At 50.5% G+C, this 11,666-nt stretch carries 13 protein-coding genes and 2 pseudogenes; 10 read left to right on the forward strand and 5 right to left on the reverse strand.

The genetic code is table 11. The features are described 5' to 3' along the window. Positions 1-436, forward strand: a pseudogene (locus KK925_RS07085) (hypothetical protein); the annotation flags it as partial. A gap of 56 nt (positions 437-492) precedes the next feature. Here the strand turns inward: KK925_RS07085 and KK925_RS07090 are convergent. Both KK925_RS07090 and KK925_RS07095 read right to left on the reverse strand, forming a co-directional pair. Then, positions 493-666 (reverse strand): hypothetical protein, encoded by a 174-nt coding sequence (locus KK925_RS07090; protein WP_174583401.1) that lies wholly within the window; start codon positions 664-666, stop codon positions 493-495. 307 nt (positions 667-973) lie between these two features. Next, positions 974-1,171: a hypothetical protein gene (locus KK925_RS07095; protein WP_174583402.1), complete on the reverse strand. Its 198-nt coding sequence runs from the start codon at positions 1,169-1,171 to the stop codon at positions 974-976. Between the two features lie 17 nt (positions 1,172-1,188). Between KK925_RS07095 and KK925_RS07100 the strand changes: the two genes are divergently transcribed. From KK925_RS07100 to KK925_RS07125, 6 genes are all read left to right on the forward strand, one after another. Continuing rightward, entirely contained in the window at positions 1,189-1,743 is a 555-nt protein-coding gene (locus KK925_RS07100; protein ID WP_174583403.1) for a hypothetical protein, read from the forward strand. Between the two features lie 3 nt (positions 1,744-1,746). After that, on the forward strand, positions 1,747-2,871 hold the full coding sequence (locus KK925_RS07105) for a hypothetical protein (RefSeq protein WP_174583404.1): 1,125 nt from the start codon (positions 1,747-1,749) through the stop codon (positions 2,869-2,871). A 12-nt stretch (positions 2,872-2,883) separates the two neighbouring features. Further along, positions 2,884-3,357 carry a hypothetical protein gene (locus tag KK925_RS07110; RefSeq protein ID WP_174583405.1) on the forward strand — a complete coding sequence of 158 codons (474 nt, stop codon included), beginning with the start codon at positions 2,884-2,886 and terminating at the stop codon, positions 3,355-3,357. Between the two features lie 26 nt (positions 3,358-3,383). Next, entirely contained in the window at positions 3,384-4,052 is a 669-nt protein-coding gene (locus KK925_RS07115; protein ID WP_174583406.1) for a hypothetical protein, read from the forward strand. Further along, positions 4,052-5,647, forward strand: coding sequence for a hypothetical protein (locus KK925_RS07120; RefSeq protein WP_174583407.1), 1,596 nt, complete (start codon positions 4,052-4,054; stop codon positions 5,645-5,647). The genes KK925_RS07115 and KK925_RS07120 overlap by 1 nt, the downstream gene beginning before the upstream one ends. Positions 5,648-6,010: 363 nt before the next feature. Beyond that, the gene (locus KK925_RS07125; protein WP_174583408.1) at positions 6,011-6,877 is read left to right on the forward strand and encodes a hypothetical protein; all 867 of its coding nucleotides are present in this window, start codon (positions 6,011-6,013) and stop codon (positions 6,875-6,877) included. Between the two features lie 67 nt (positions 6,878-6,944). Here the strand turns inward: KK925_RS07125 and KK925_RS07130 are convergent, their stop codons facing one another. The 3 genes from KK925_RS07130 to KK925_RS07140 all read right to left on the reverse strand — a co-directional run bounded on the left by KK925_RS07130 (position 6,945) and on the right by KK925_RS07140 (position 8,100). After that, complete coding sequence (locus KK925_RS07130; protein WP_174583409.1) at positions 6,945-7,097, reverse strand: hypothetical protein; 153 nt, start codon at positions 7,095-7,097, stop codon at positions 6,945-6,947. A 113-nt stretch (positions 7,098-7,210) separates the two neighbouring features. Beyond that, a complete protein-coding gene (locus tag KK925_RS07135) occupies positions 7,211-7,384 on the reverse strand; it encodes a hypothetical protein (protein WP_214096387.1) in 174 nt (57 codons plus the stop codon). A 353-nt stretch (positions 7,385-7,737) separates the two neighbouring features. Then, a complete protein-coding gene (locus KK925_RS07140) occupies positions 7,738-8,100 on the reverse strand; it encodes a hypothetical protein (RefSeq protein WP_174583411.1) in 363 nt (120 codons plus the stop codon). Positions 8,101-8,107: 7 nt separating this feature from the next. Here KK925_RS07140 and KK925_RS07145 point away from each other — a divergent pair, with 7 nt between their 5' ends. From KK925_RS07145 to KK925_RS07155, 3 genes and pseudogenes are all read left to right on the forward strand, one after another. Next, a complete protein-coding gene (locus KK925_RS07145) occupies positions 8,108-8,764 on the forward strand; it encodes a hypothetical protein (protein ID WP_174583412.1) in 657 nt (218 codons plus the stop codon). Between the two features lie 18 nt (positions 8,765-8,782). Then, complete coding sequence (locus KK925_RS07150; RefSeq protein WP_174583413.1) at positions 8,783-10,570, forward strand: lysozyme family protein; 1,788 nt, start codon at positions 8,783-8,785, stop codon at positions 10,568-10,570. Further along, a pseudogene (locus KK925_RS07155) lies at positions 10,567-11,666 on the forward strand (hypothetical protein); the annotation flags it as partial. The gene KK925_RS07150 and the pseudogene KK925_RS07155, both read left to right, overlap by 4 nt.

Here is an 11,666-nt window from a genome sequence, read left to right on the forward strand (position 1 = left end):
CTCCTTCAGCTCCTCCCTCTACCTCAAACTTGTCTCCTTCAGCTCCTCCCTCTACCCAAAACTTGCCTCCTATATGGGGTGTTGGAACTCCAGTTTCAAGTACTCAGGCTGTAGCACCGGGTCAGGCTCAGGCTCCATTCTCGATCATAGGAGGGCAAGCGTTACCAGTAGGGAGTACGCAACCTTCCCCTTCGACCCCGCCTGTATTCCAAAGTCAATCAGGACAGATTGGAGGTATTGGAGGGATTGGAGGTATTGGAGGGATTGGAGGGACTGGAGGAAGAACACGGTTACCGTTAAGGACAGTGGCATATGGCTAGGAAATCGAAAAGATCTCGTGGTCGAGTTTCTCGGAACATTGCTAAGCTTGTCCGAGAGTATAAGAGAACCGGGAAGATCAAAACTTCTCGCGCAACCTATAGGCCGAAAAGCCTAAGGGATGCAGCACGACAGGCTGCTGCGATTGAATACGGAAGGGAAAGGAGTGAAGAGTCATGACGCCTCAGCAGCCAACTCCAAGTCAGCCAACTCCCAGTCAGCCACCCACAAAGCAGAAAATTCCAATGCGTCAGCCTGATCCTCCGTTCTTCGATGAGAAAATAGGCATGCGCGTGTCCATTGGTGTAATTCATGACCCAAACGAGGAAGATATCCCCACTCCTCCAATGCAAGCCGGTTTCCAACCTGTTGGATTTGAACCAGTCAAGGACTTGACAAACACAAAAAACCAGTAGGAGATTGAGACATGGCCGAAAAATCAATGCCGAGACCCAGACCGTTGAGGCCGCCTTTGGATAACGCGAAGAAGTGGGGGGATATCCTCAATACTGTTCGCGTCCCGGAGATGGCGAAGCTTATTGAGAATATCAAGCGGCGTACCATCACCTTTATTAAGGCTGGCAAATGAAAGGGAAAAAGCTTCTTCCTGGAGTAGTGTACCGGGGATGCAAGTACGTCCCGTATGGGAAGTTGGCTAAATCCAAGCCCGGCACCCCTCCACCGCCATCGAAGAGAAAGAAATGAAAAAGCCCAAAGTTAATCCCCAAACAGTATCGAGAGCAAGGGAACGGCTTACGCAAGTCATTCCCGTAAAAACACAAGCCGTGCCTCGGCAGGCAATTCCCGAAAGAAAAAGACGATTGGTGCAAACGGCTGATTCTTCCGTTTCCATAAGAACAAGGAGGGACAATGGCTGAAGAAACTCACATCGATCTTAAGACCGAAGAGGGGAAGGCGGCGTTTGTCGACGTTGCCTTGTCCGAACCGGAGACAAGACCTCATTTTCTCAAACTGTTTAAGAAACTCTTCCCTAAGTCCGTAGTTCCTGAAATCGACGCCAAGGAAGCAGCGATGCAGGAAATTCAGCCGGTATTGGAAGAGTTAAAGAAGGAAAACGAAGAGCTAAAAACGAAGCTTGGCTCGGTGGTTAAGGAAAATCACCGGATCACGCAATGGCACGAGTACCGTCAGAAGGGATACTCCGACAACGTCATTCTGGAGGCTGAGAAACTCGTTGCTGAGGGGAAGGTGGCTGATATGGATACTGCGCTTGAGCTTACGAGCTTAAAGAATCGACCTCCTGAAACCGAGCCTCCTGGTCGATGGCTTCGGTACAAAGAAGAACCCGCCATCGATCTTCAGGAGATTCAGAAGCTCGGTTCGAAGAAGTTAATGATGCGTGCAGCCAAAGAAGCTGCGAAAAAAGAATTTGACGAAGTGCGAAGAAAGGTACTAGGGAGATAGTAAATGCCAGCAAGTTATCCATTTAGTGGTGGCGGTGCTTATCCCACAGGGGATTTGCTCGCAGCGTGGAGTCAAATTACCAGGCGTACATTCCTGCCTGTCATTCAATCTCTCCCTTACACCACGACGCCGACACTTGCAGCACTACTGGCCGACAGGGATTTAGGTACCGGTGGTATTGCTCCGATCACTCAGACGGTTCAGTATGGGCCTGCGAACGTTGGTGGATGGATTGGACCGGCGGGAGATATGGGGATGCCTCAACCGCTTTTGCCGGTCAAAAATGCGCAATGGACGTACAAGTGGTTTGCGCTACCCATCATCATCCACAAGATGGAAGTGCTCGCTCAGGAAGAGCAGGCCGTTTTTGATATCCTCGAAGTCAGGCTTACCGACGCCACCAACTACATGATGCAGCAGTTTTCGGAGTATCTGTGGTACAACGTTCCTGATGCTCCCTCGACTCCGAGTGTTCCTTTCTGGCCTCAGCTTTTCGTTGATCCTCTCGGACTAACAGGTTTTGCGGAACTTGTGGACGGACCAACTCCATCCAGTAACACCGGCACCCCTATCGTAAGCACCTACGGCGGCTTACCAAGAACCGATCCTGATCTTCAGGGCAACTGGCAATCGATCTGTAGCGATTTCCCCACAAGTGCAGTCACTCCTACTAGGAACACGGTTTACCAGTATATCTTGAATGTCGTTCGGTACTTTGGTGAAAAACCAACCCTCGGGGTAGTACCGTTCGAAGTTTTTGCGGCGATCGTTTCGCAATTCATCCAGAGCGAGCAGTTTGTTCTTTATCCCAACAACCAGTCAGCCACGCACTACGACACGGCCGTTGATGCGATTCGGGTGGCGGGGGTCAACATTATCGGTGATCCCCTGGCTCCGACATACAATCTCGGTGGCGCTACGTCCGGCAATCTGCTTCTGATTAATACCGAGTATCTCAAAATGATTGTCCATCGGTCGGTGGATTGGGCGCTATCCGATTTCTACCCGCTCTCTGGCAGTGGTAAGCTTGCCTTCCAGTGCGAGGTTCTCTTCATGCTGGAGATGATTAACGTGAGACCGAAGATGCACGCGCTTTTCAAAGGGCTTTCGGGAGTAACGATGGTGTAAAGGAGAAGGAAAATGGCTGTCAACTTAACCAGACTCATAACAAAGAGGCTCGCTCGGTGGCCTGTAGCTTGGCATACCGGTGGACCCGTAGTCGGTTGGCCTTCTACTTTAAGCAACGCGAATTTCTCGCTTAGCGTCACGGATCTTCCTGGGACTACCAACTACGGCGCGCAGTATGTGCAAGTAGCGGGTACTCGACAGGCATCGGCACAATCCCAAGACATTATTATCCCTCCTGGCATCTTCGTTCTTGTCCTAAATCCCGTTGTCAATGCTATCACGGGAGATGACGTTATCCTTTCCTGGGCAGTCTACGGAGACGGTCAATTTAGTGGAACTCAGGGAACTCCTGCTGTATCTCTCGTTACCATAAAGGAAATTACGGTGTTCTCGGACGGGGTTAATACGAAGCTCACGGTAAATATGGCAGCTACCCCTGGGAGCAATCCGACGTATCCCCTCTTCGCGATCCCGATTCTTGTCTAGTTAGCTCTGCCGGCTTACCATAGAGTATGCCGGTTGTTTCTTCCAACACCCTCTCTGATTACGTCTCCCAAACGCGGGACTATCTCAATGACCCGCTAGGGAACTTCTGGACCGATCAGCAGATTCAAAAGTACGTCCAGCTAGCACGCAGGTACGTCGCAATGGAGGGAGGGACGACACTTGCCTTTCTCGACTACGCTACCTACGGAATCCCTCTTCCTCTCAGGCAAGAAACAATCCCCTATCCTACCGTCAGCATTCGAGGCGCAGTTAGGCAGATCATGGCAGTGGAGGATGTGGGGATCATTTGGGGCGGGATTTCGCAACCACTCCGGTACATGCCTTGGGCAAGTTATCTTTCGAAGCGCGTGATTAATCCCACGCTTTTTGGTTCAATCCCCATCTGGTGGACGACCGTTCAGGAAGAGCAAATGATCTACATCTATCCTACGAGCGCGATTTCGAACACAGGATTGGAACTGCGCGTTCGGTTCTGGCCATTGGATCTCGGTCCAAGCGGTTCGGATCAAGACATCGTTCAACCCTTTCAAGATCTCGTCCCCGTGGTGGCAGCCATCGTTGCGGCTGAAAACCAAAGCGAAGAATCCAAAATGAAGAGGCTGTCTCTCCTCTACCAGACCTGGTATACCAATTTGGTGGGGAGACAATCTCGCTGGATAAGTCGATATCTATAATGCCGGTTCAAAATAGTAAGGAACATCCGCTTCTTCTCAACTTCTCGGATTCCGGTTGGAAGGGGATTCATCAGGGAGCCACGAGGTTCACTATCCCTGAGGATCATTTGTGGGAGTGTATAAACGCTGTTCCCTTAAACCCAGGGGAACTAGCCGTTATTCCAGGCAGCACTCAAGTAGAGCAGATAGACACCACCTTCGGCCAGATATCCTGGATGAAGCCATTTCAGATTGGGCAGACTTTGTACGTGGGTGTAATGCAGCAAACGGCTTTCAAGCTGTTTAACGTCAACGCGATGCAATGGGTTTCCAACGGACATTTAGGATCGGTCAATGCAGGACAGCTCGATGCTGCGGAATGGAGGAACGACAAAATCGTAATTGCAACTCCAGCCGGAGTAATGACATGGGACCCTACCAATGGATATGTTACGGTCGATACAACCATCACGGGCAATCGAGTCGCTGTCTGGCAGGATAGGGTTTGGGTTTTCGATACAGGATCCCGTACGGTAAAATTCTCCGACGTTGGGAACATTAGCTTTTCCACGGGAACCGCTGGAGCCTTTGAGATTAACGATTCCTCCTTCCTAGGCAATCCTCAAGGAGCCGCAACCTACCTTGGTTCGCTTATCTTTTGGACACCCAATGCTCTCGGGTCGATTTCGAACCTGAGGCTAGTCACCGTAGGTAACGCCCAGCAGGCTGTCTTCGATGTTTCTTCTATGGAGACGGAGATCGGTACCAATCAACAGCTAGGGGTGTATGCTGCCGGTGCCACATTGTTTATGGTAAGCAAAGCAGGAATCTTCACTGTCCAGGGATCGGTGCCCATCAAAATCAGCGATAAGCTGGATGATTGGTGGTTTCGAAACTTTGACTCGTCACGAATCGTTACGATCGCTTTTACTTCCGTTTGGGGACAATTTTGTTGGTTGTTCTGTCTTCCGATCTTAAATCCATCCAATGCGTGGCGCATCATTGGCCTTACGCAAAATGGACTTTGGTTTAGTCTCTCTCCTCTTTCCGTCAACACCTTCGAAGACAACTATCCGGTGGCGATCGTAAGCCTCTATTTAGGAGGGGACGTCATCACCATCGCTGCTGATCCTTCCGGAAGAATATGGAGGCTTTTTGCCAATACATCCGCTTCTGTTCCACATCTTTTCCAGACAAAACTCTACGATTTTGGTTCCCCGATCGTTCGGAAGCGCGTTCAGAAGGTTGGGATAGCCTTAGGATCCATCAACAACCAACCGATTACTGGGCTTAACGTGTGCGTGGTTGATGAGACAGGATCCTATTGTACACCCGTGAATTTTCTTACTGGACTTCAATTTGGGTACGACAATGGTCCGACCGGGGAGATAACCGGGCTATTCACTTGGCAGAATAGTAGCAATCAAAACCTCACCGTCGGGGTGGCTCCTGGACCCTACAACTGGTTTGCGACGTCGCTGCAGCAAGGCAAAACCCCGCCTACTTCCATAACGAGATTCGGACGTCACGTAGGGCTTGACGTCTCGGGGAATTCGCAACCCTACGTCCTTTTGGAGCTTGCGATGCAGGTGGAACCCGTGACAGAATGGTACTGAACCATGCCAAGTATCCCGATAGTCCGCACAGGGGCAAAGATAGGACAATACTCTCCATCGCAAATAGTCCCGGCCTCTGCCTTTGATAACCCGATCGATACCCTTTTTGGCGCGCTCAATGACCCTGTTGGCTACATTAACCCACTGTCCGATATTGGTACGACAAACGCCTACGCCGTTGCCTTTCCATCAGGGGTTAACCTGACAACAGCATACCCTCAGGGGTTAGCAATCGTTTTCAAGCCAGCAAACACCAACACAGGAACATCAACGCTTAACGTCAACTCGCTTGGAGTTAAGCCCATCGTTCGGTACGACGGATCTACCCTTTTTCCTAGTGACATCGTAGCAGGCAGCTTTGCTATGGTGTTTTATGACTCTACCTCAGGGAATTGGGTACTGCTCAATCCTGCTGGAGGGTTGCTCACCGCTTTTCAGAACCCAGGCCTCATCGGTCATGTTCTCCGTGCTACTAACGACGTTCTTGGGCAGACCCCGACCTCCGGCGGGACAACCACGCTCTATTGGCTTCCATGGAAAGGGAGGATGACATCCATCTGGGATTCGACCTCAAACCGTTGGAGAATCCTAGAATTTGGTGGAGTATCCTTTAGCATCTCAGGTTCCGCAGCCAATACGCTCTATGCTATCGGGGCATACTGGAATGGGAGTTCCGTTGTCTTTGGATCATTTCAAGTAAGCAATGCCAATTTCTTGCCTTCCGGCTTCTTTACCGATCCTGTCTGGGGAGTTGCTTCGGGAGGGATAAACTGGAGGCTTATAGGCTGGTACTATACCAAAGGCACCACTCCTAGCGTTTACTGGAACGAAAGCGTTGGGGGATTGCTAAGCTTTGACATTTGTAATGTCCACGGAGAAAGTAAATATCCCTTTGTTGTTGGTGGTCCGGTTGAAATCATTGTAGGAGGGAGTGGTCCGTTCGGATTCTGTACAGCACGTCAATCGTTGTCAACATCGTATGGATCATGGAGCAATGTTGAACCCAATTATGAAATTACGATTGGGACCGTAACTCTCACTCCTTACGGACAGTCAGCGGCAAAGATCCCCGGTAGCGCAGCATTAGTTGGTAGGGCAGCACAGAATTGGGGCAACGTTAGTGGTGGTGGATCCACATTTTTGTCGTATACTACGCTTTTTAGTCATATAGGACCATACTTCTGCGGTTCGATTACGGGTAACGTGGATCTTGTGACGTGGTACGCGTAACATGGCTAATGTATCTCTCCTTCCAGGATACGACCTTAGCAAACCTGAACAGCAAAAGATTTTTAGTTTAGAAGTAAGTAACGCTTTTCAATCTCTCAATGGCTCGATCTCCGATCTGATAAACTCTCTGGCTTCCCTCCAGAACCAGGTAACCAATCTCCAGAACCAGGTAACCAATCTCCAGAACAGTGTAACTGGTACAACTTGGATACCGAACCATAAGTTAGGTTTGGTTTCCGGCAATCCCTATCTTATGACCACAACTGGGACAAGTACCATTTACTGGAGCCCGTTTACTGGATTAGAGGAAATCCTCTGGGTGCAGAGCACCAATCAATTCCAGGCAATGGCTTTTGGGGAAATAAGCGCAACACTCTCCTCGATGGGCGTCACAGGAGATGGTGTGTGGAGAATAGGCGCATACGCTACATCCCCAGGAAATATTGCTCTGACAGCCATCCAGGATACATCTGCCTCAAAGATGTTGTCCAATTTGACCTGGGTCAATGGCGTTTGGGTCTTTCCCTCATCAGGGCCACCGTGGTACCGATTCCTCGGCCACATCATGGTGTTGGGGGGAGTGGTAACGTGGGGACAGGTGTCGACGACCGACATTCGGTATGGACTAGCCGATTTCTGGCACCCTACGGCATGGGGTAATACTGTGAATTCAGGGGTACATGTGAAGATACTTATCAATCGCTACCGAGCAGATTTTATGGGACAATCAGGAACTACCCTTGATATTACGGACGTTTTTACTGGATTTGGGAGTATCATCATTAAACCAGCGTCGAATTTTAACTTCATGATAAACCGAGGATGCGTGGACGCCGTTGATACAAGTGGCCAGATGTACTTTATCTTGATCGGCGGGTAACGGGCGCTTCCCACTTCTCTGGATTCTCCACCATCCGAAACTTCCCATGACGGATGTAGGAGAAGGTTTGGTAACCTGATCGCCAGAGAGGACCAATCACAAACTCAAGCGCCTTTTTCCAATCGCCTCGGATCCAGGCGATATGGACGTGGCGAGGGAACTTTGGCAGGAAGATAATGAAAATCGACCAGTCCGCTTCCACCCAAAAGCGAGCCCTTCCCATGACGTAAAGACCCCACAAGCCATTGAGCCACTCCTGACTAAACCTTCGAGCATGCTCCTTAAGCTCCCACTCTACGATGCAATACTCGGTGGTTGACGGGATCTCGATCGGCAGAGACATTACGGCTATGGGAGATAGTGTCGACACAGGTCCACAGGAAGGTGTGGCGATAAAATCGCAACGATTATCCCAACAAGCGGCTGGCATAGGGAGTGGACTCCTTGGTAGAGAAAGCAGTGGGGCTCCTCCGCCATCGTTCAGTCCTCTGGACATTTCCTACTTCCATGCTAGTCCAGCCTACGCCGCTGTCGAGAACGAACTACTGCAAGCCTACCAGCAAGGACAACTTTTTCCTGCTCAAGAGGCTGCCATTAACCTTGCCACACAGGCTGGAAAAGAGGAGATCGCGCAAACGATGGCCGGGCTTGGGCTTAGCCAATCTACCATGCACGCGATGCTCGATGGACAAATCGACCTCCAGGCAGCGGGGATGAAGGCGCAGTTTTTAAACCAAAACCTAGCTCAAGCACTAGCCATTCATTCCTCGCAAACTGTGCCTTTGGAACTTCAAATGGGTTACTCCCTTGGACTCATTAGCCAAGGTCTTTCGGCTTACGGAGTTTCAACCAACGCGCTAGGTGTGGCCTCCAATGCTCTCCAAGCAGTAGCAGCTACCCAGGTCGCAGAACAGCAAATGTTCCTGCAAACGATTCAAACGGTCTTCTCCACGATCGGTAGTGTGTTAGGATCTGTCCTACCGAAGGTCATTGGAGCGGGAGCTTGAGGCGCATATGCTTGTACAATGATCTTTGATTCCGAAGAAGAGCGAAGGGTAAGGCAACTGGCCATTGAAACAATCCTCGATCTTGAAGGCCGGTACCATGAGTACGTGCCGGAAGATCCAGGAGGAAGGACGGCGTACGGTTTTGACGAGCGGACCTACGGACGAGAATTTGTCGATTCTCTCGACGAGCGAGGTGCAACACGCGCATACGAAGAACTTTGGAAAGAGGGGGGATATTGGAAACTCCCGCCGAGTTGGGCGTTTCCGCTCTTTATCCAGGGACACAATATCGGAGAAGTCAATGCGATAAAAAAAATGCAGGAGAGCCTAGGGCTCCCTCCTACCGGTGTGCTGGATTCCACCACCATCGCCAAGGCTCACCAAAACCCAGACCCATCCGCATTTCTCGAAAAGAACCTGGAGTACTACACAAGCCTACATGACCTTTTTCCTAAGTTCGGGAGGGGATGGTTTGCTCGCGTAGGACAAATCGTTGATACTCTCAAGAACGAGCTTGGGTTTGGGCAGATTGACTTAAGCAAGATCCCCAAAGCGCAGCACGAGTATCTAGCTAGCATCTTTGGGCCAAAAGTGCCAGATATATTCCAAAGACTTCAAGGAGGCTCCATGCCAACAACGGAAGAAAAGAAACGATTAGAGCAAGAACGAGGAGTGAAGGCCTACCCTCCCGAATACCTTGCCACTTTTAAGGAAGAGAAGACCGAAAAAGAAAAGACTTCTCTTTCACCGGAGAGAGCCAAAAAGGAAATCGAGGAACTAGAAAGTGTCGCTCAGCATGCACGAAAAAGGGCCGAAGAGATTGCAAGCCGACCGGAACCGAAAGGTGTGGTCGATCGAGACAAGCAAAAAAGCACCGCTGCTTCGTGGTTCTTTCTTCTTTTTCCCTTAGCCGTTGTCGCGGGAGTAGCGAGCCGAGGAGCGGGTCTAGGGTTCCTTACCGCTCTCGGTGGGTTTTTCTCCGGACTCAATAACGGTTACCAGTGGGCAATGGAACAGCGACGGAAAGAAATGGAGGAACACCTAAAAACGATCCGTGAAGATATGAAGGAGGAACGCGAATGGGTGAAACTCTTCCTTGCCGCAAAGAAGGGCATACAAGAGAGAATGAGATCGATTAACGAGTTAGGGACACAGAGAGGGAATCCTTTTTTAGCTCGCCTAAAGACCCCCGCGGAAGTTGATGCGTTCCTTCAAATCAGTAACGCCTACGACCGCATCCTTTCTGCTTACCAAGAACCCGGCAAACTCATGATGGGTTTTGCTCCTCACTTCAAACAGGAAGGACCACTTGAGGAAGGGTTCCGAAAAACGTTAGCGCAGAATGTCCTGGATACCGTGGATCCTAACCTTAAGAACACTGAGCCTGACGTATATCAAAAGGCTCTGGTAGAAGTCATCTACGAATCCATCCAGAACATCCATGATGGTGCGATTAAGCCTCTACTCGAAAACCTCACGAGCAACAGGCTGTATGACGTCGTGGAAGATCTATGGAAATTGGGCGAAATCCCGATGTCCAAAACGGGCACGAGAGTCAGCGAAAAGCTTGTGTCCACGTATCAACCGGTCATCGAACAGATACGCAAATTCCGCCAGCAGATGATCCGAAGAACCCCTGAGATTATTGAGATGTCCCGAAGGGCCAAAGCGGAACTTGGATACACAACCACTCCACAAGCGTATACACCTACGCCTGCTGCACCAGAAGAAGAATCTCCGCGAGATATTCCCGATAAGGAACTTGAAGACCTAGGGCTACTCTCCGTGGAGCCAGAAGAACCATGACGGGTAACGATGTTATCGAAGAATTCCTTCAAAGACACCCTTCCTTTAGGCGGTATCCGAAGGAAGAACTTGCGCTACAGCTCGCCGACCGTATCGCCACGGCACACGCACAGCGCTACGGAGTAGAGAAAGACGAACAGTTTCAGAAATGGAAGGATTTTTTTCTTCCTCCCAGGGGTTGGGAGAAAACTCTCCATGATATTATCGGAGAATCCAAAGCAGGATGGCATCAGGAGCTTGGCAGAATCAACCTCGCAGCAGCTCAGCTTCTCCCGAAACTAAGCCTTCCCGCCGCTCAATACCTTGCGAAACAGGCGGAGGATATCGGAAAGAAAAACCTCCTCATTGCCGCGGAAAAACGTCCATTCACTAGCAACGAATTCGAGCGAGTTGTCGGAAGATTCCTTGGTTCCGCGGGCCCGCAAACAGCTGAAGTTCTCGGTACTCTTGCTCTCACGAATGTTCTCTTGGGTCCTCTGGGCGGGATAGGCACAATAGGGAGAGTAGCAGCTTCTGGAGCGAGGTACGCTAGCCTTGCCGCTGAACAGATTTACAAAGAGAAGCTTCTTAACCGTTACCGCCCAGAAGAGATCCCAGATGATAAACTTCTCTCAACGGGCGCGCTTGAGACGCTCCGATGGTATGCGCTTGATCGCATTCCTGGACGGCTTTTCGTTTGGTCTCTTTCCGCTCTTCTCAGAGGAGCAGAGAGTTTCATTTACGATCACAATATCGATCACGCCAGTACTAGCGCGATGATCGGTGCACTCGAAGGTTTTGTTTACAGTCGACTCCCTTCCGGGCCAAGACACGAGGAAACTCCACGTCCCGAAGAACTCTTTACTCCTCGAGAGCGAAAGAGACCCGCGGAATCCTTTGCGCTAGGACTTCCACGCCCAACCGAAAGACCATCCCCAGAAAGACCATCCCCAGAAGCAGTTGAATACCCTGTACCTCTTGAACCAAGGGCTCGCACCGAAGCGCCAAGAGAACTTCAACCTCCACCGATCGAGCCTACCGCAGTTTATCGACCTAGACCCAGACCCGTCGGTCCACATGAGCCCACTGAAGTTCCCGCTGAGGCCACGGAAGTATT

The sequence above is a fragment of the Candidatus Methylacidithermus pantelleriae genome, assembly GCF_905250085.1.
In the GTDB taxonomy this organism is placed as follows: Bacteria; Verrucomicrobiota; Verrucomicrobiia; order Methylacidiphilales; family Methylacidiphilaceae; genus Methylacidithermus; species Methylacidithermus pantelleriae.